This window comes from Corynebacterium sp. HMSC30G07, assembly GCF_001806945.1.
GTDB lineage: Bacteria > Actinomycetota > Actinomycetes > Mycobacteriales > Mycobacteriaceae > Corynebacterium > Corynebacterium riegelii.
This window is the reverse complement of sequence record NZ_KV786452.1, coordinates 1-17,802: the sequence shown is the minus strand read 5'-3', so window position 1 is coordinate 17,802 and position 17,802 is coordinate 1. Positions and strand designations below refer to the sequence as shown.

19 protein-coding genes and 1 pseudogene are annotated in these 17,802 nt (G+C 61.1%); 10 read left to right on the top strand and 10 right to left on the bottom strand.

Annotation, left to right across the window (positions count from 1 at the left end; translation table 11 throughout):
* Positions 1-187 precede the first annotated feature (187 nt).
* Positions 188-1,177: an FRG domain-containing protein gene (locus HMPREF3104_RS11980; RefSeq protein ID WP_141738102.1), complete on the top strand. Its 990-nt coding sequence runs from the start codon at positions 188-190 to the stop codon at positions 1,175-1,177.
* A 187-nt stretch (positions 1,178-1,364) separates the two neighbouring features.
* Here the strand turns inward: HMPREF3104_RS11980 and HMPREF3104_RS02690 are convergent, their stop codons facing one another.
* The 5 genes from HMPREF3104_RS02690 to HMPREF3104_RS02670 form a co-directional block, all read right to left on the bottom strand.
* Positions 1,365-2,024 carry an FtsB family cell division protein gene (locus tag HMPREF3104_RS02690; RefSeq protein WP_070494079.1) on the bottom strand — a complete coding sequence of 220 codons (660 nt, stop codon included), beginning with the start codon at positions 2,022-2,024 and terminating at the stop codon, positions 1,365-1,367.
* A gap of 92 nt (positions 2,025-2,116) precedes the next feature.
* The gene (locus HMPREF3104_RS02685) at positions 2,117-2,689 is read right to left on the bottom strand and encodes a PIN domain-containing protein (protein WP_070494076.1); all 573 of its coding nucleotides are present in this window, start codon (positions 2,687-2,689) and stop codon (positions 2,117-2,119) included.
* Between the two features lie 53 nt (positions 2,690-2,742).
* A complete protein-coding gene (locus HMPREF3104_RS02680; protein ID WP_070494074.1) occupies positions 2,743-3,189 on the bottom strand; it encodes a helix-turn-helix domain-containing protein in 447 nt (148 codons plus the stop codon).
* Positions 3,190-3,326: 137 nt separating this feature from the next.
* On the bottom strand, positions 3,327-4,601 hold the full coding sequence (gene eno / locus HMPREF3104_RS02675; protein WP_070494073.1) for a phosphopyruvate hydratase: 1,275 nt from the start codon (positions 4,599-4,601) through the stop codon (positions 3,327-3,329).
* Between the two features lie 107 nt (positions 4,602-4,708).
* Positions 4,709-5,518, bottom strand: coding sequence for a lytic transglycosylase domain-containing protein (locus tag HMPREF3104_RS02670; RefSeq protein ID WP_070494070.1), 810 nt, complete (start codon positions 5,516-5,518; stop codon positions 4,709-4,711).
* 58 nt (positions 5,519-5,576) lie between these two features.
* On the opposite strand from HMPREF3104_RS02670, the gene HMPREF3104_RS02665 reads away from it, so the two are divergent.
* Positions 5,577-5,975, top strand: coding sequence for a hypothetical protein (locus HMPREF3104_RS02665; RefSeq protein WP_070494067.1), 399 nt, complete (start codon positions 5,577-5,579; stop codon positions 5,973-5,975).
* A gap of 9 nt (positions 5,976-5,984) precedes the next feature.
* On the opposite strand, the gene HMPREF3104_RS02660 is transcribed toward HMPREF3104_RS02665, so the two are convergent.
* Positions 5,985-6,539 (bottom strand): MazG nucleotide pyrophosphohydrolase domain-containing protein, encoded by a 555-nt coding sequence (locus HMPREF3104_RS02660; protein ID WP_070494123.1) that lies wholly within the window; start codon positions 6,537-6,539, stop codon positions 5,985-5,987.
* Positions 6,540-6,558: 19 nt separating this feature from the next.
* Here HMPREF3104_RS02660 and HMPREF3104_RS02655 point away from each other — a divergent pair, with 19 nt between their 5' ends.
* The gene (locus HMPREF3104_RS02655) at positions 6,559-7,206 is read left to right on the top strand and encodes an 8-oxoguanine DNA glycosylase OGG fold protein (protein ID WP_070494064.1); all 648 of its coding nucleotides are present in this window, start codon (positions 6,559-6,561) and stop codon (positions 7,204-7,206) included.
* A 66-nt stretch (positions 7,207-7,272) separates the two neighbouring features.
* Here HMPREF3104_RS02655 and dnaG read toward each other — a convergent pair whose 3' ends face one another.
* On the bottom strand, positions 7,273-9,189 hold the full coding sequence (dnaG, locus tag HMPREF3104_RS02650; protein WP_070494121.1) for a DNA primase: 1,917 nt from the start codon (positions 9,187-9,189) through the stop codon (positions 7,273-7,275).
* Between the two features lie 34 nt (positions 9,190-9,223).
* Here dnaG and HMPREF3104_RS02645 point away from each other — a divergent pair, with 34 nt between their 5' ends.
* Together HMPREF3104_RS02645 and HMPREF3104_RS02640 are read left to right on the top strand one after the other, a co-directional pair.
* Complete coding sequence (locus tag HMPREF3104_RS02645; protein ID WP_083278882.1) at positions 9,224-9,631, top strand: guanyl-specific ribonuclease; 408 nt, start codon at positions 9,224-9,226, stop codon at positions 9,629-9,631.
* Positions 9,631-9,885, top strand: coding sequence for a barstar family protein (locus HMPREF3104_RS02640; protein WP_070494058.1), 255 nt, complete (start codon positions 9,631-9,633; stop codon positions 9,883-9,885). The genes HMPREF3104_RS02645 and HMPREF3104_RS02640 overlap by 1 nt, the downstream gene beginning before the upstream one ends.
* A gap of 9 nt (positions 9,886-9,894) precedes the next feature.
* Here HMPREF3104_RS02640 and HMPREF3104_RS12925 read toward each other — a convergent pair whose 3' ends face one another.
* Together HMPREF3104_RS12925 and HMPREF3104_RS02635 are read right to left on the bottom strand one after the other, a co-directional pair.
* Complete coding sequence (locus tag HMPREF3104_RS12925) at positions 9,895-10,185, bottom strand: hypothetical protein (RefSeq protein WP_052203415.1); 291 nt, start codon at positions 10,183-10,185, stop codon at positions 9,895-9,897.
* A 25-nt stretch (positions 10,186-10,210) separates the two neighbouring features.
* On the bottom strand, positions 10,211-10,669 hold the full coding sequence (locus HMPREF3104_RS02635; RefSeq protein WP_070494055.1) for a prevent-host-death protein: 459 nt from the start codon (positions 10,667-10,669) through the stop codon (positions 10,211-10,213).
* Positions 10,670-10,840: 171 nt separating this feature from the next.
* Here HMPREF3104_RS02635 and HMPREF3104_RS02630 point away from each other — a divergent pair, with 171 nt between their 5' ends.
* The 3 genes from HMPREF3104_RS02630 to HMPREF3104_RS02620 are packed head-to-tail and all read left to right on the top strand — an operon-like array spanning position 10,841 to position 13,732.
* Positions 10,841-12,553 carry a carbon starvation CstA family protein gene (locus tag HMPREF3104_RS02630; RefSeq protein ID WP_070494052.1) on the top strand — a complete coding sequence of 571 codons (1,713 nt, stop codon included), beginning with the start codon at positions 10,841-10,843 and terminating at the stop codon, positions 12,551-12,553.
* Positions 12,537-12,794: a cory-CC-star protein gene (locus HMPREF3104_RS02625; protein ID WP_052203409.1), complete on the top strand. Its 258-nt coding sequence runs from the start codon at positions 12,537-12,539 to the stop codon at positions 12,792-12,794. Before HMPREF3104_RS02630 ends, HMPREF3104_RS02625 begins: the two co-directional genes overlap by 17 nt.
* Complete coding sequence (locus tag HMPREF3104_RS02620; protein WP_070494049.1) at positions 12,785-13,732, top strand: ArsA family ATPase; 948 nt, start codon at positions 12,785-12,787, stop codon at positions 13,730-13,732. The genes HMPREF3104_RS02625 and HMPREF3104_RS02620 overlap by 10 nt, the downstream gene beginning before the upstream one ends.
* Positions 13,733-13,753: 21 nt before the next feature.
* Here the strand turns inward: HMPREF3104_RS02620 and HMPREF3104_RS02615 are convergent, their stop codons facing one another.
* On the bottom strand, positions 13,754-15,067 hold the full coding sequence (locus tag HMPREF3104_RS02615; protein ID WP_070494047.1) for a deoxyguanosinetriphosphate triphosphohydrolase: 1,314 nt from the start codon (positions 15,065-15,067) through the stop codon (positions 13,754-13,756).
* On the opposite strand from HMPREF3104_RS02615, the gene HMPREF3104_RS02610 reads away from it, so the two are divergent.
* Positions 15,066-17,072 (top strand): TPM domain-containing protein, encoded by a 2,007-nt coding sequence (locus HMPREF3104_RS02610; protein WP_070494044.1) that lies wholly within the window; start codon positions 15,066-15,068, stop codon positions 17,070-17,072. The two genes, HMPREF3104_RS02615 and HMPREF3104_RS02610, sit on opposite strands and share 2 nt — an antisense overlap.
* A gap of 130 nt (positions 17,073-17,202) precedes the next feature.
* Positions 17,203-17,802, top strand: a pseudogene (locus HMPREF3104_RS02605) (hypothetical protein); the annotation flags it as partial.

Genomic DNA, 17,802 nt, shown 5'->3' with positions numbered 1-17,802 from the left:
TGTTACTGGGCAGACGCTACGGACCACATCTTCGATAGTCAGTTACGGTGCGGGCTCTTCGGGATTTCAGTCTTCTAGACAGAATTTAAAGCTCACCAAGATTCTCTATAGATCAACTACCGTTTCCACCAGTTTCAGACCCTGAGGGTACCTGCTTGGTTGTGCCAACAGATAAGCTGACGACAAAGTGCAAAAAGCAAATGGAGGCCAAATGAGGGAATCTGAAATCTTCGTAGGCTCCGTAACCGAGTTCCTACGGGTCTTGGATCTTTATTATCAAAACCGGATCGAAGACTACCATTCGGCACAGGTGGCCAGTATCACCTATTTTAGGGGACACTCAAACGCAGAGTATGAATTATCACCCTCGCTTTACCGAATGTTCCGGGGCCCAGGCGGATTACACCTGACGCTATATAAGAACGAACAAGCTTTAATTCACGATTCTCTTCAGCTAAATCCTTCTGAATTTGATCTCTCGAACCCCTTCGAAATTCTATGCAAACTGCAGCACTTCGGCCTACCAACGAGACTGCTCGATGTATCTTCTAATCCGCTAGTAGCGTTATATTTTGCAACCGGAGGATCCCCAGATACGCTCGGTGAAGTAATCCTAGTTCCCCCTTTTCCTACGTTTCCGAGCGACGCACGTTCCGTACGTATTCTTTCCGAGTTCGCGCTTCGAGGTAGTTGGGAACATTTCGCTCCAGACCGGTTTGCTGATGATCTATCTAAAAAGACCGGACACCATCGCTACAGCGATTCCGAGGTTTTGCGAACTTTGACCATTCCCTGGACACTCGTGAAGCCCCTCTACACGAACCCCCGTCTGCGTGCACAACAAGGCGCATTCATGCTGTTTGGGGGTGAACTTGTGACAGAAGCCGACCCGACCACTGGTAGACTGTCCTTCCGTCCTACAACAGTTGACAGACACGCGATCCTTAAAGCACAACAAAAGTTTTTCCAGACAGAAGAAATAACGATGGGTCGAATGCTAATCACAGGTACAGCAAAGCTCTCGATTCGTAAGCAGTTGGACCGTCTCGGCATCAACCGAGCAACCCTTTTCCCAGAAATTGAGCACCAACTCGGTTATGTTATCGATTCTTACCGCTCTGGCTATCGCGGAAGCGAGCTTGGCTGGGAAAGACAATTTCAGCCAAATAATGAGTAAGGCAGCACAAATCTCAATGAACGGCCCACAGCCTCTTCTAATCCAGCTTCGAGCATTCGGCAGTAGCAGGTGCAATCGCATAAAACCCGCGGCGGGGGGAAGATAAACCACCATTAGAAGTCTCAGGCCAAATGTGCTCTACCCTACTCGCTTACGGTTCCCACCAGCTATCACCGTTAGCTCCGCTTTATTGCTCAGCAGTTGTTTCTACAGCAACCTCACCGATTGACTGCCTCGGGAATTCTTGGTTATCCAATTGAGAGGTGTCAACTTCAGGTGCCGGTTCCTCCTCGGGCGCAAGCCCCTCCTCGGGAGCAGGCTCTTCTGCAGGAACCTCTTCCGACGCCTCGGCCTCAGGAATCTCGCGGAGGCTGTCCCAGAGGAACTGGTGCCACTCGCGGTCGTCAGGCGCTTCCTCGCTAGTAATCGCGGGGTTTTGCGTCATGCGCGGATCGATGATGCGCCAGGCAGTCTCCCCCTCCGCAAGCACGCCGAGACGCCGGCGGGCCTCCTGCTCCACATAGACCGGGTCTTCATAGCGAGCGATGTCCGCCTCCAACTCATCTTTACGCTGCTGAAGAGCCTCGATAGACGCCTGGGCGCGCGCGATTTCGCTGCGGCCCTCGTAGTAATTGCGCAGCGGCACCGCAATCGCGATCAGCACGGTGAGGATCACGGCGATCAGGATGCCCGTGGATGCAAGATCCTGTTGCAGGATCAAAGGCTTGGTGCGCCCCCGTTTCTTGCGGGCCTCGGCCTGCTCACGCTGCGCGCGGTCCCGGGAAGCAACGGGAACCGTCTTCGGCGCGCGGCGCTTCCTGCGCGGCTTTGGTGAATCTGGGGTCATAGTGATTGTTGAGCTTAGTCGGGGGTGGGGGCGTTTGGGGTTTTGACGTGGCACCCTCGGGTCAGCAGCACTCGTTGAAGGCTACGCAGGAGCTACATCAACGCGATCTTCCTCAAGTTCTCACGAACTCGGGCTGCAAACTGCGGGCACCCCGCAGCTATAAGTGCTTTGTCAAGGGGCTGACTTCCCGGCTTGTTTCCCCAATACTCGAATTGCTCTTTAGTTACACGCAAGATCGACGCTGGATTTGAGTCAGCTACAAGTAGGAAAAAGTCGTCAGCAGTATAAATCTCATACGGCTCTGCATCTTCGTTATCGGTGAAGTCCACTGGCGAATTATTGGTAAGAAGCACATCCGCCTGGCAAGCAATCGCCGCCGCATGCACGTGGTAGTCCCCTTTGTCCCTCCCTGTGAACGGCGCATGCCCCGGGAAAACCTCAACTACCTCATCAATCAGGCCCCTTATCTGGTTAAAGTGCGCTTTCAGAAGGTCACTACCAGCTTTGGGGCTTCTTTTTCTCAAATGGTAAAGAACTTCAACCATGACATCGTTTGTGGAACACAGCTGAAACATGCCTTCGTTTTCCTGCCGGAGGAAGTACAGCCAATCCCGGCAGGTCTTACTAAAGAGGACATTCGCATCCACAAACACTCGTTGCGTCACAGCACCTCATTCTAGGAGAGATGGCCAGATACGAGAAGAAAATAGACTCGACCTTAGAACTCAATATCGAGAGTTTCTCGGTTCTCCCATTCAAAGTCACGCAGGCGAGCAAACGCATCACGTCGCTCTTTAGCGCGTTGCGACTTGAGTTCCATTACCGCCTCACGCTTAAAGCGGGTATGCGTTCCAACCTTGAACGACGGGATTACACCTTCACGTGCCCACTTCAGCAGCGTGGGCCTAGAAACCCCCAAGATATCTGCCGCAGCATTGCTTGAAAGCTCTTCGGGCACGCGCGAAATCGATACTTCACCGTTTCGTGCAATCGATGCCAGCGCTTGCAAGAGCACATCTTCCAAACCGGAAGAAAGCGGCAAAGTTTTTCCGTTGTGGTCAACTAGTGACAGTGAAACGCCTGGCTCCAACTGCACATCACGAGCATCACGGATAGTGTTTTCGCTGATCGTAAGTTGGCTTTCTTGCATAACCTTTGCAGACATGAAACACCTCCATAATGCTCAGTGCTGCGCAATTTGATCTGGAAGACCAGACTACGGGCTTTTCACTTGCAAGTGCAATCCAAAATACCCCCGCCGCGATCCCCCAGGGATCAACGACAGGGGTACCAGAGATGCGCTTACTTGAAACGCGGGAAGGCGTTGCGGCCTGCGTAGACAGCGGCCGGACCAAGCTCCTGCTCAATGCGCAGCAGGCGGTTGTACTTAGCAACACGCTCGGAACGTGCCGGCGCACCAGTCTTGATCTGGCCGCAGCCAAGGGCCACAGCGAGGTCTGCAATCGTGGTGTCCTCAGTCTCACCAGAGCGGTGGGACATCATCGTGCGGTAGCCGTTGCGGTGAGCCAGGTCGACAGCGTCGAAGGTCTCGGTCAGCGTGCCGATCTGGTTGACCTTCACCAGCAGCGCGTTGGCTGCCTTCTCGTTGATGCCGCGCTGCAGGCGGGTCGGGTTGGTGACAAAGAAGTCGTCACCAACAATCTGGACCTTGTCACCAATCTCAGCGGTGAGCTTGACGTAGCCCTCCCAGTCGTTTTCATCCAGCGGGTCCTCGATGGAGACGATCGGGTACTCATTGATCAGGTCAGCGTAAACCTTCGCCATGTCCTCAGCGGAGTGGCTTCCACCCTCGAAGTTGTATACGCCGTTGTCAAAGAACTCGGAGGAGGCAACGTCGAGGGCGAGCGCGACATCGTCCCCAAGCTTGTAGCCAGCCTTCTCCACAGCCTCTGCAATCAGGTCAAGTGCTTCCCTGGTGGAGCCAACAGACGGAGCAAACCCGCCCTCATCACCAAGACCAGTGGACAGGCCCTTGTTCTTAATAACAGCCTTCAGCTCGTGGTAGACCTCAGTGCCAACACGCAGCGCCTCAGAGAAAGTCTCCGCACCAATCGGAGCGATCATGAACTCCTGAACATCCACACCAGAGTCAGCGTGAGCGCCACCGTTGAGAATGTTCATCATCGGCACCGGCAACACGTGCGCGTTCGGGCCACCGATGTAGCGGTACAGCGGCAGGTTCGCGGAATCAGCCGCAGCCTTCGCAGCCGCCATGGACACACCCAGGATTGCGTTTGCGCCCAGGTTCTTCTTGTTGTCCGAGCCGTCCAGCTCAATCATGATCTGGTCAATCACACGCTGGTCATCAGCCTCAACACCAACCAGCTCATCTGCAATCTTCTCGTTGACGTTGTGAACGGCCTTCTGCACGCCCTTGCCCTGGTAACGCTCGTCCTCATCACGCAGCTCATGCGCCTCGTGCTCACCCGTGGACGCGCCAGACGGTACGGCGGCGATGCCGTGGGAACCGTCATCCAAAAAGACCTCTGCCTCAACGGTGGGGTTGCCGCGGGAATCAAGAATCTCGCGAGCAAATACGTGGATGATGTCGGACATGCCGGTTCAACTCCTTGGTGGTGAAACAAGTACTAGTACGTGTCCAATTGTTGCACGTTTTCACCCCGCATGCATTGAGAACACCAATTGTTTATCGCCGGGTGCAGCTAGCGGTGTGCTGGCTGGTTCAGCGCGTAGTTGGCGGCCGCGTCGCGCACCTTTGCCACATAGTCATTGGAGTGGTTGTAGGCGAAGATGGCCTGACGCCAGCCGTCCTCAGTAGATAGGTCGCGGCCGTTGGCGCACAGGAGGTTGGCGGCACCCAGTGCGGCGTCATCAATCTGCTGGGGATTCGGATAGCCGTCACCGTCAGCATCGCGACCGAAGCGCGCCCAGGACTCCGGGATGAACTGCATGGGCCCAACCGCACGGTCAAACTCCGTATCCCCGTCCAACACACCACCGTCAGTGTCCGTGATCAGGGCGAAGTTGCCCGTGCCGTCCAGGGCTGGACCGATGATTTGCGGGTCCGGCGTTCCGTCTGCAGTCAACCTCGCCGGGTCAAAACTGCGGCCGGTGTAGGTGCCATGGCGGGTTTCCACCCAGCCGATGCCGGCAAGCGTGTTCCACTGCAAGTTGCACGCCGGCCACGCCTGCGCGGCAATCAAGGCGGCGTTGCCGTACGCGCGAAGCGCTTGGGGGTCGATGCGCGTCTCGTCCGCAATGGGCTGCGCCCACTCCCCTAGGTTGTTGGCGGTGCGGCCGGGCGCGTGGACGTCGATAAGCGGAGGCTCTAAAGCCGCATCCGGCGGCATGTGGGTGGGGACCGGCTCGCGCTGCGTGGGCAGCACCGGGGTGTTGGTGAGTGAGGCGAGCCAGGCCACAACTGCGGCGACCAACACAATGGTCAACACCACGGCGATCAGGCCCGCGCAGCCGCAGCCCTTCGCCGCGCGGGAGGCACGCCGGGTAGTCATGGCGAGAAATTCTAGCATGAGTCACACGCGTCACTTCAGTAACAGCTATAGTGCTTTTATGCACAAAACTCGTATTGCAACATGCCTGGTAGCCGCCGCCGTCGCCCTTGCGCCCGCCGCCGCTGCCGACAACTCCCTTGTCCAACTCATCCGCGTAGTCAACGGCGAAGTTGAAACCGCAGACTGCAACACCCTCGGCGCAGCACTGCGCGTCGCCGGGCTTGTGGACGCAGACACCACCCGCTCCCAGCTGGTAACCAAGGTCAACGGCGCGATCGGCGCTGACTCCTCCCTGCGCCTGGTTACCGCGCCGACCGTGAACAAGCTGGGCGACCGCGCGCTGCAGTGCGGTGTGGTCAAGCCAGACCCGGTCACCCCGCAGTCCCAGGCAATTGAGTTTGTCTCGCAGCTGTCCTCCCGCGCAGGGCTCCCGGAGCTCCGTAACCTGCTGCCGTAATTTCTGGGTTTATTGCTCCCGGCGTTTGCCTTCTTCCCACAGACGATCCTGTTCGGCGGTGGGGACTAGGCCGGTTGAGCCGTCGAAAAGATAGGGCGCGCGCTGGCGCATTTTGGTGACGAAGGCTTCGGCCACATCGTCGAAGGTGAAGGCTCCGCGCTCTGCGGCGATCTCGGCGTGGAACAGGACCTGCAACAGGACGTCTGAAAGTTCCTTGCGCAAATTCGCCTCCGAGGTGGGGTTTGTGATCTCCTCGGCGAGCTCCTGGGATTCCTCCAGCAGGTAGGGAATCAGCGCCTCATGCGTCATCGCCTGCTCCCACTCCCCGCGCGTACGCGCCGCGTGCATGGTCTGCACGGCCTGGTAGACGGGGTCTTCAAGCGATGGGACGCGGATGCCCTCGCGGTCCTCGGTGGTGACAATCCACTCCGCACCTTGTTTGTGCGGCCACGCACGGGCGTGCTCGGGGACCTCGGGGGTGTACTCAACCGGGCACGTAATGTGCTGGGCAATTGTTAGCGGAACCATGTCAGGCCAGCGGGGGTCAAGCACAAGCGTAGGCATGCATGCGATGATAGAACCCATGACTGATCTTTCGCAGGCACTTGCAAACCACGCGCCCACCCACGGCGACGTGATGGAACACACCGTCAGCTTCTCCCCCATCCGCTGGAAAACCGGCTGGCCGCACCACTTGCGCCGCGTCCCGCCCTTTCGTGACGACGCTACAGCGACCATCACCCGCAGCGAAGTCTTCGACTTTGCGTCTGTAGTCAAAGAGTCCGGGTTTGCGCGCGAGTACATCATCGACTTCCTGGGCGCCTGCTTTGCCTACATGGCCGGCAAGTCCAACCAGGTCATGCAGCTGCAGTCCTTCCTGCGCAACAAGGGCAACGCCGCGAAGCTTCTGAATGCCGTGCGTAAGCTGCAGGACGGCATCGAGCCGGTTGAGGCCTACGAGCTGCTGGTGGGCACTGGTCTGCCGCCGAAGTTCGCCTCTGCTATCGCCTACTTCCTTGCCGGCGAGCAGGAAGATGGCGAGGATTCCAAGCCCGCCATTATCTGCTCCAACCGCGCACGCGTTGCCGGTCTAACTAAGGACGCCGACTGGAGCGCTGAAGAATACGGCCAGTACCTGGACGCCCTTCGCGCTGCACGCAGCGGCGACCAGGCGTTGGATGCGGTGGAGCTGGCTGCCCGCGAAGCCGCACTGGCCGACACGGACAAGTAGCCACTAGGATTGGTTCACGACCGAGAGGGACGCCTAGCTTCCCGTTGCGCTAAGCACTCGGTCGCTTTACATTCCGGGTGGGGTGGAGCGCAGCGCCCGGGCGTTGAGCTCCCGGCGCGCCTGCTCGAGGGCGAGCAGGTCGGAAAATAGTGCGTTGTAGGCGGTTTCGTCGTCAGACGGGCGCATGCGCTGCAGCTGGGCTTTGAGCTGGGCGATCTGGTCGCCCACGCGTGTTTCCTGCAGGCGGGAAAGGACGGAGTCGATGTAGACGTCGATGTTGTCGGCGTTGATCTCCTCCACCGCTAGCTCCGCGACGAAGTTGCGGCCGTTGGCCTCACGCATCTCCCCTGCCACGGCGGCGATCCAGTTGGAGTTGCCGCTTGCGCTTGCCGCGCCGCCGACGGTGCCGATGGCTTCGCGCACCTCCCGGTACGCCGGGTTGGTAAACGCGTCCGGGTTGATGCCGTCGAAGTAGCTGCCGGCCTTCTCCGGGTACTGCAGCGCAGCCTTCAGTGACTCGCGCTGCGGCCACAGGATCGGGTCCGCCGGGTTGGGGGCTAAGAAGCGCGGTGCGGACGGGTCGGCAGACATGGTGGCCCCGGTGCCGCTCGCGGGGTTTTCTTGCCTGCGCCGCAGCTCACGCTTCGGGGCCTTCGCCGCCTCACGCACCTTGGCCAGCACTTCATCCGGGTTTGGCCACCCCACCCAGCCGGCGAGCCTGCGCGCGTATTCAGTGCGCAGTACCGGGTCCTTGATCTCCGCAACCACGCCCACGGTGCGGTTGACCGCCTGGACGCGGCCTTCGGCGTGGTCCAGCGAGAAATCCGCGAGCATAGACTCCAGTACGAACTCGATCATGGGAATGCGTCTGGCGACGAGGTCGCGCACGGCGGAATCACCACGCTCAAGGCGCAAATCGCACGGATCCATCCCGTCCGGCGCAACCGCTACAAACGACTGGCCCACGAAATCCTGATCCACATCAAAGGCGCGCATCGCCGCCTTCTTCCCGGCCTCATCACCGTCGAAGGTGTAGATCAGCTCGCCGCGGAAGAAATTGTCATCCAGCATGAGCCGGCGGATGGTCTGCAGGTGATCGCGGCCAAACGCGGTGCCACAGGCGGCCACGGCGGTTTCCACGCCAGCGGCGTGCATGGCCATCACGTCCGTATACCCCTCCACAATCACCGCCTGGTGGCCCGAAGCGATGTGCTTTTTCGCAAGATCAAGGCCAAACAAGACCTTCGACTTGTGATACAACAGCGTGTCCTGGGTGTTCATGTATTTGCCCATGGGGTCATCGCTAAAAAGCTTCCTGGCCCCAAAACCGATGACATTGCCGGCAGCATCCTTAATAGGCCACAGCAGGCGGCGACGGAATTTATCAATCGGGCCGCGCTTGCCCTGGCTGGTCACGCCGGCGGCGATGAGCTCCTGGACGTCAAAACCCTTGCGCAGCAGATGCTTGGTTAGTAGGTCCCAGCCGTCCGGGGCGTAGCCGCACTCGAACTGGTAGATGTGCTCGCGCGAAAACCCGCGATTCAGCAGGAACTCGCGGCCCACCTGCGCCTGGGGAGTCTCCAACTGCTCACGATAAAACTCATGGGCCGCCTTATTCACCGCCAGCAGACGCTGACGAGTACCCGGCTTCACATCACGCGCGCCCGTGGAACCGCCCTGGTAATTAATGCGGTACCCAATATGATCCGCAACCGCCTCCACCGCCTCTGGGAAGGTCAGCTGCTCCATCTCCATCAGGAAACTGAACACGTCCCCACCCTTGCCGGTGGAAAAACAGTGATAGTAACCGCGGGCGGGGCGGACGTGGAAGGACGGCGTCTTTTCGTCCTTAAACGGGCTTAAGCCCTTCAGCGAATCGTGGCCTGCGGGTTTGAGCTGCACATACTCACCGACGATCTCCTCAATCGGCGCGCGCTCACGGATAGCCTCAATATCACTATCCGGAATTCTCCCCTTAGCCATGGGCACATGGTAGCGCGTGGCACGATAGACACCTATGAAACGCCTCATTGCACTCGCCGCCTGCTGCGTACTCAGCGCGTGCACCACACCGGGGGTAGGCACGGGTGTGGGGCCGTCGGGGCTTCCTGCTTGTGGACGCCTCCCCGCACAAGCCTTAGACACCATCTCCTTAATCAACGACGGCGGACCCTACCCCTACCCGGTTAACGACGACAAACGCTTCGGCAACTACGAAGGCCACCTACCTAGCCAGGCGCGGGAGTACTACCGCGAGTACACCGTGGATACGCCGGGGGTGAACCACCGCGGCGCGCGCCGCATAGTCACCGGCGGGGGTAGCGACGGGGTTGTGGACGAATGGTTCTACACCGACGACCACTACGAAACGTTCTGTGAGATTTCGGCCAGCGAAGTTACGGCCAGTGAAGTGGAGGGCAAGTAATGCTGACTATCTGGGTAACCCGCCCCGTGCGAAGCGTGGCCGACCTCGGCGCCGCCATCAACGTCGCCGCCTACGGGCCCGAAGCCGCTGCCGAACGACCCGTCGCCCGCAACCTGGACGCGCTGGCGGACGTGTTGCGCGAAATTTCGCCGCGATACTCCAAGGTGGTGGTGGCGGATTGGGGGTTGACGGGGGCGTCGGCAAGCAACATGCTCAATGTGTTTGAAGATGCAGGCGTGCAGCTCGTGCGATAGCTACCTGAGCTACTTAGTCTGATTCGGATGATTCGTGTGCACCTGTTCCAAGTAAACCGTGCGACCATCTACAAAGAACCAAATCCGAGCAGAACCTTTCAACGTCGGCTTATGCTGCCAACGCTCAAAAGACTTCCCACCCCGTTGGACAGTTCCTAGCTCCCCCTTCAGCCGATAATTAGTCGGAGTAATTTGCAACGGCGTCCTTGTCAGAAAATCCCACGCGTCAGCCATGACATTTCTGGACGTAGCCACCAGGTCCCGCCACCCCTTGGCAGCATTCGATGTTGCAAAACGGATCCCCCCTTCTTAACCGCCGCCATGGTTAAGGGCGCCCCACTGGTTCTTCAGGAGTAATCCAAACCAAATCCACACAGTTCAAACCAGCAGCAATTGCAGAGGCAGTCTCCTCCCACGAAGTTAGCTCTGAAAGAGCAAGCTGATATTGCCCAGTGGCAAAGGACGCGCGCGCAGCATCCAGTAGGTCTTGTGCACAGGTCTGCCTGTCCTGCTCAGAAAGCGCAAACATCCAAGGGAACACGCGACACATACGCTCCGCCAGCGCTCCCTCTTCACTAGTAGCTGCCGTGACAATCTTCGCAGCGAGTGAAAGCAACTGAGCCCTACTCTCAGCCTCCCGCTGAGACATGAGAATCAACGCTTCCCCATCGCGGCGCGTAACAGTCACGGGATGATCTTCAGCCAACGCAAAAACCTCGGCGGAGTGCTTACTCAAATCAGAGGAGCGCCGAGTGTAATTCGGGCTATGCGCAACAGGGGTCATACGAGCATCCTATTCGGAACGTATTCGGAAGTCCATGGCTCTTCGCGAATTCCATGCCGCGGTTCACACGCGGCTGCTAAATGTCTGTGAGAACCCCTACAAAATACGTGTGGTTTCTGTCATACTTTTGCGGGTAAGTACCAAGGTTTCTACCCACGACTGGAGAAGCGCATGAGCTCACTTCTGCTCGTATTCGTCGGCCTGGCCATGATGGCCGCCGGATACCTGCTGTATTCCAAGTTCCTCGGCCGCAAGGTCTACCAGCTTTCAGACGCATACAAAACGCCCGCCCACACCATGGAAGACGGCGTGGACTTCGTGCCCACCAACAAATACGTGCTGTGGGGCCACCACTTCACCTCCGTTGCGGGTGCGGCGCCGATTATCGGCCCGGCTGTTGCCGTGATTTGGGGCTGGGTACCGGCGTTTCTGTGGGTGACCCTTGGCACGGTGTTCTTTGCGGGGATGCATGATTTGGGGGCGCTGTGGGCCTCCCAACGCCACCGCGGCCAATCCATCGGCACCCTGTCCGGCCGCTACATCGGCGCGCGCGGCCGCAACCTGTTCTTGGTTGTCATCTTCCTGCTGCTGCTCATGGTCAACACCGCGTTTGCCGTGGTGATTTCGAATCTGCTGATCTCCACCCCGTCCGCCGTTATCCCAACCTGGGGTGCGATCGTGGTAGCGCTGCTGATCGGCCAGGCCATCTACCGCCTCAAGTGGAACCTGCCACTGGTGTCCATCGTGGGCGTTGCCGCACTTTATGGCCTGATGATCCTGGGCGACCGCGTGCCGCTCGCTCTGCCAGAGACCATGCTGGGCATCCCGGCTCGCGGCTGGTGGATCATCTTCCTGTTCACCTACGCATTCGTCGCCTCGCTTCTGCCCGTGTGGGTACTGCTGCAACCGCGCGACTACATCAACGGCCTGCAGCTCTTCGTTGGCCTGATCATCCTCTACGGCTCCTTCCTGGTGGTTCGCCCAGAAGTTGCGGCACCCGCACTTCGCGACACCGTTCCGGACGGCACCCCCGGCATCTTCCCCCTTCTGTTTGTCACCATCGCCTGCGGCGCCATTTCCGGCTTCCACGGTGTCGTGGCCTCCGGTACGTCCTCCAAGCAGCTGGACAAGGAAACGGACGCACGTTTCGTCGGCTACTTCGGCGCAGTTGGTGAAGGTCTGCTGGCACTTGGCACGATCGTTGCCACCACCAGTGGCTTCAAGACGCTCACCGATTGGGAGAACATTTACAACGAGTGGAACGCCGGCGGCGTCAACGCCTTCATTCAAGGCGGCGGCGCGCTGATGAACGAGGGCCTGGGCATCCCAGCCTCCCTGTCCGCCACGATCCTGGCCACCATGGCCGTGCTGTTTGCCGCCACCACCATGGACTCCGGCGTACGCCTGCAGCGCCTGGTTGTCGGCGAGATCGGCGAGCTGATGGGCTTCAAGGTCTCCGGCCTGGTTGCCACCATCATCGCCGTCGGCTGCGCGATGGGCCTGACCTTCTCCATGGGCACCGACGGCTCCGGCGGCATGCTGATCTGGCCGCTGTTCGGCACCACCAACCAGCTCATGGCTGGTCTGACGCTGTCCATCGTCGCCGTGATCCTCACGCAGCTGCGCCGCCCGACGCTGCCGATCCTGCTGCCGCTGATTTTTGTCACCGCCATGTCCCTGTGGGCGGCAATCCTGCAGGTGCGCACGTTCTACAACTCCGGTAACTGGCTGCTGCTGGTCCTGGACGTCATCATCATCTGCTGCGCAATCTGGGTCATCGTGGAAGCTTTCACTGCGGTGTCTAAGGCCCGCCGCGAACCGGCAGTTGTGTGGCGTGATGACGAAACGATGCCGGGTGAATTGGCGGATGTTCGAACGTCTTAAAGCAATCGGCGCCGGGTTAGACGAGTTCTACAAGGCGCCATACCGCCGCGAGTTCGCACGTGCCGCGCGCGAGGAGGACGACCTGTTTACCCTGCTGGTCGCCTCCGAGCTGCTGGGCATCCCGAACCCGGCGACCTACTACACGCTGGAACTTATGCCACTTATGTATGAAGATTTCCACGCCTGGCACACCCGCATGGGCATGGAACGCTCGCCGCTGGATGGAGTCCGATGCTGCTAGAAACCGCGCCCGTGATGTTCTTCGGCGGCAAAGGTGGCGTAGGAAAAACCACGGTGTCTGCGGCAACGGCGGTGAGCTTGGCTGCTTTACAGCGGCGCGTGCTGCTTATCTCCACCGACCCCGCCCACAACCTCGGCCACATTTGGTCCACTCGCTTAACTGATACGCCGCGTCAGTTGGAGCCGGGGCTGGATGTGGTGGAGCTGGACCCGGCGGCGACGACGAAGCGCCACCTGGCGGAAGTCGAGCGCTCCATGCGCGCGATGATGCCGGAGCGGATGCATTCGGAAATCCGCCGTCACCTGGACCTGTCTCGCAACTCCCCCGGCATGCACGAGGCCGCGATGCTGGAGGCGGTTGCGGAGCTTTCGCTTACCGACGCCTACGACCACGTCATCTTCGACACCGCCCCCTCCGGGCACACCGCCCGCCTGCTTGCGCTGCCGGAGCTGATGAGCGCGTACACCGGTGGGCTTATGGAGCGCCGCGAGCAGTCCGACACCTTCTCCCGCGCCATGCGGGGTTTAAGCGGCAAGGTGGTGGACAGTAGTGATCCAGTGGAGCGGCGTAACTCAGAGATCCGCGCGGCGTTGTTGCGCAGGCGCCGGAAGTTCGAGCGTTTGCGCGAGGTGCTGACAGATCCTGCGCGGTGCGTATTCCACATCGTGCTCACCGCCGAGCGCCTACCCGTGCTGGAAAGCGCGGAGCTGCACGAGGAGCTCACCCACCACGGCATCCGCGTGGGCTCGCTGGTGATCAACCGCCGCAGCCCCGCAGGTGACGGTCAGTTCATGGCGGCGCGCCGCGGCGTTGAAGACGAGGCGCTCGCGTTGCTATCCACGCTTTTGCCCACGGTGCCGCGGGTGGAGTTGCCGTGGCTGGCCGGAGAGATCGGTACGCGTGAGGCGCTCGGCCAGATCGCCGCGGCGCTGTCGTAGCGGCGCTGTCGTAAAAGCAGCCTAGAAGAAGCCGTCGAACGCGGCGGCCTTCTTCGCGGCGCGCTCTAAGCGAGACTCGGTCATCGACGCGATCTGGTCCACAATCACCCGCTCACGCTCCATCTCCGTCTCCGCTGTCAGCCACCACTGCTGGAACATCGTGTCCAGGGTGCCCGGCGCGCCGGCCTTCAAGTAGTCGTAGACGCGGAAGATGCTTTCGCGCTGCCGGTCCTGGCGCGCCGTGTGCGCCGGCACATCCATCACGTAGAGCACCGCGATCGTTTTTAACAGCTTGACCTCGGCCTCAATATTCGGCGGGATGATCAGATCACCGTGGGTGCGTCCGAGCGCCTGGCCATCGTGCGCGTCTAGCGTCGCCTGTGTCACCGCACCCACGTAGCGCCCCACCAGCTCACTCGTTAACTGCTTCAGTTCCGTCCACGCGGCGAGCGTGTAGTTAAAGTCCGCGGCGCGTGAGATGGAGGGGAGGGATTGGAGGTGCGACGCGGCGTCGATAAGCAAAGAAGCACTACCGCCGAAAGCCAGGGAACCTTTCTCCGCCAAGGCGGCGAGCTCAACGAAATCCCACAGGACCTTCAGCGAAATGCGCCCGGAAATGATGCCGTCTTCAACATCGTGCACCGAATAGGCAATGTCATCGGCGAAATCCATCACCTGCGCCTCAATCGGCGGGCGATCATCCGTATGCCCCTGGCGAGCCCACGCGAGAATCGCCGCATCCTCGTCATAGGCGCTGTACTTCTTGTTCACCGTGCCGTCCGCGTTCGTGCGGGTGCGCGGGTACTTGCACGCGGAATCCAGCGCCGCACGCGTCAGGTTCAGCCCATAAGAATCGGCGCCGTCGAGCACCTTCGGCTCCAGGCGCGCGAGAATCCGCAGCGTCTGCGCGTTGCCCTCGAAGCCGCAGGCGGACACCTCATCCAGCGCGCGCTCGCCGTTATGCCCGTACGGCGGGTGCCCGATGTCGTGCGACAGGCCCGCCAGCTCACACAAGTCCGGGTCCAGGCCCAGGCCCGCGCCGATACCGCGCGCGATCTGCGCAACCTCCAGCGAGTGTGTCAGGCGCGTACGCGGCGTGTCACCATCCTGCGGGCCGACCACCTGGGTCTTGTCAGCGAGGCGCCGCAACGCCGCCGAATGCAGCACGCGGGCACGATCACGGGCAAACGCGCCACGCGTATCCGCATCCGGCGCGATCTGGGAACCCTTCGGCGCCTCGCTGACGCGTCGCGCGGCATCTTCCGGGGTGTAACGGTATCGGCTCACAGTTCTTAAGCCTATCTTTTGCGTAATCGGACTACCCTTGGGTGCCATGAAACTTCGCCACATCCCTGTCCTTGTCGCCGCCGGGTTCGGCTTGAGCGTCGCGCCGATCGCCATGCTTATCGACGCCCCATTAGCCCACGCCCAATCCACCATCACCGGCCCACGCCTTTTAACCGCGCCGGTGACCGACGAAGCCGGGGTCCTCTCCGCCGGCGATCTCTCGCGCGTTGAAAGTGCTGTGCAGCAGGTCAGCGCGGAAAAGGGCAAGTCGTTGCGCGTGGTATTCGTCTCGTCTTTTGATGGTGTGGCGCCGAACACGTGGGCATCCCAAGCCGTAGACGCGAACGGGCCAAACACGGCGGTGCTTGCGGTCTCCCCATCCGAGCGCGCCTATGCCATCGAAGGTGGCAACCAGTGGACGCAGCGCGAAATCGACGCCATGGACGCCGCCGCGTACCCGCGCCTGGCGCAGGAAGACTGGGCGGGTGCCGCGGTCGATGCGGCGGATGCTGTGATCAGCGCGGGCTCGGGTTCTGGCTCCGGTTCCGGTTCTGGTGACGGCGGCGGCGCGGGCTGGCTTGCCGGCGGTGCAGGCATTGCGGCGCTGGCTGGCGGCGGGTTGTACGCAGCGTCTCGCCGCAACACGAAAAAGACCACCGCGAAGCAGCTCGAATCCGCGCGCGCCTTGGATCCCGGCGACACCGATGCGTTGGGGCGCCTGCCAACGCACACCCTGGAACAAGTCGCGCGCGACGCACTCGTCTCCGCCGACGAATCCATCACACAAGGCAAAGAGGAACTGCGCCTGGCCACCGCCGAGTTCGGCGCTGATCGCGTCCGCCCGTTTACCTCCGCGATGAACACCGCAACCTCCACGCTGCAGCGCGCGTTCAACACGCACCAGAAGCTTTACGACGCAATCCCCGAAACCGAACCCGAAAAGAGGGCGATGTTGGTGGATATCGTGTCGTCCTCAGGCAAGGCGGAACAAGCGCTGCGCGACAAAACCGCCGAGTTCAACGAGATGCGCGGCGTGCTCATGCGCGCGCCGGAAGAAGTGGACAAGGTGCGCGCACGCACGATTGATATCCGCGCGCGCCTGGAACCCGCACAGCGCACGTTGGATGAGCTGCGCGCACGCCACACCGAAGAAATGCTGCAGTCCATCGCAGACAACGTCGACATCGCGCGCGATTCGCTCACCGAGGCCGAAAAACACCTCGACGAAGCATCCGAGCTGGCGCGCCAGGGTGCGGGTAGGCAGGCCTCGCTAATCGACGTCCTCAGCGCCGCCACCCGCGCCGTCGATCTTTCCGACACCAACCTCACCGCCATCGAACACGCCGAAGAAAACCTGCGCAACGCCCAGGCGAACCTGCCGGCACTGCAGCGCGAAATCGAAGACGAACTGCGCCAAATCGAAGAAGTCAAAGCCGCGCGTGCGCAGGGTGCGCAAATCGATGTTGCCGCGCTGGACGAAGTGGCGGAGGCGGCGAGGAGGGTGCTCGTGGACGTCGACAAGCGAGCTGCCCATGACCCACTCTCCCTCTACACCGAGCTGAGCGACGTGGACGCGCGAATCGATGAACAACTAGCCATCGCCCAAGGCGCGGCCGGCGACCAACACCGCGCGCTGCAACTCTTCGACCAGCAAATGCAAGTAGCCACCGCGCAAATCCAAGGCGCCGAAGACCTCATCCGCTCCCGCGGACGCATCATCGGCTCCCACGCCCGCACCCTGCTCGCGCAGGCGAAACGCGAATACGCCCAAGCGCACCAACTGCGCGTGCAGGACACCCGCGCCGCCATCGACTACGCACGCACCGCCACCAACACCGCCCGACGCGCCGCGAAAGCCGCCAACGACGACCTCAACCGCTACCGCGCCGCCCAAAACCGACGCACCGCGAACAACATGGCGCAAGCCGTGCTGTGGGGCTCCATTATGAGCGGCGGCTTCGGCGGCGGCGGGGGTGGCGGCAGCTTTGGCGGAGGCGGCGGGGGCGGCGGATTCTCCGGCGGCGGACCCATCGGCCGCGGGGGTACCTTCTAGCCACCCCCACAAGACGTAGCCGAGCCGAACTGGGCGTTGTGTGAAATTCCACAGCGCCCGGTTTTCTTTATCCACAGGCTTTTGCTTGGCGCACTTTCCTCATGTGGCGGGGGTGTTTAGCGTGCTGGGTATGACTTCGTTTGCTGGCTTGATTGCGTCGCAAAGCGTCGATGCCCTTGCGGACTTCGACCGCGACACCGCCCTTGCCGCACGCCTGTCGTCCACACTCATCGCGGACTGGGAAATGGTGCACAAGGCCTACTTTGGCACGCGCGCCGACCGCGAAGCCCTCGTGTTTGCGCGGGCCAACCAGGTGCCGCTTGAGCAGCTCATCACCATCGAAAAAGCACTTTTGCGTATCGACGACCCGTCCAACCACCCCACCGCCCGCCTCCACCTGCTGGCGCAACCACGCAGCCCGCGAGGCCTGAAGGCGGCGATTCGGGAGCTGATCCCGCGCGAGGAGAAACCGTACGAGCAGACCGCGTCGTTTTCGCGGTCGCGGTGCCGCACCCGTTCCCTGCGCGTTGCGTTGGACGAACGGTTGATGGCCGACCTCGAACACCACCTGCGTCGCGACATCGACCCGTCCCGCCCCGCCGGCCCCCAAATGGCGGCGAACTTTGCGCGCCTGCTCAACCGCGACGGCGCAGACGGTACAGGCGCGGGTGCTGCAGGGGCGGGTTCCGGCGCGGGCGACGCAAACGCAGGCGCGGGCGCGGGTGCCGGC